The organism is Leifsonia sp. SIMBA_070 (assembly GCF_046534635.1).
Classification (GTDB): domain Bacteria; phylum Actinomycetota; class Actinomycetes; order Actinomycetales; family Microbacteriaceae; genus Leifsonia.
The window spans coordinates 1-341 of record NZ_JAWRYK010000091.1 but is presented as its reverse complement, the minus strand read 5'-3'; the positions used below and the strand labels follow the sequence as shown (position 1 = coordinate 341).

Sequence of the window (341 nt, the reverse complement as noted above, 5' to 3'; positions counted from 1 at the left end):
GCCGGCGGCCTGCTCTCCGCGGGCGGCGGTGCTGAGTTGGTTGAAGAACGCCTGCGCTTTCTGGGCCGGCAGCAGGGCCGAGAGCCAGGACATCCCGTCGCACTCGGGCTGCAGGGTTACCCGGCGCCGGTCAAAGGCACTGCGCTGGCGGACGACGATGGTTTCGGGATACGTGTTCTCCCGCAGCCGCCGTGCCCGGACCCGGAACTGGGGATGGGTTTGCTCCGGCGCCAACCCCAGTAATTGGGCTTCGAAGCCGGGCAGGTCTGCGGGCGGGATGTTCTGGGACTGATCAACCAGGGTCTGGACGTGCCCGTAGCTGATGTGCCCGGATTCCAGGG

Annotated in this window: 1 protein-coding gene; it reads right to left on the bottom strand. The window is 68.0% G+C overall.

The annotated features are described in order from the left end of the window. A partial coding sequence (locus tag SB754_RS19545; protein WP_410784059.1) for a DUF222 domain-containing protein occupies nt 1–341 on the bottom strand: 341 nt, incomplete at both ends.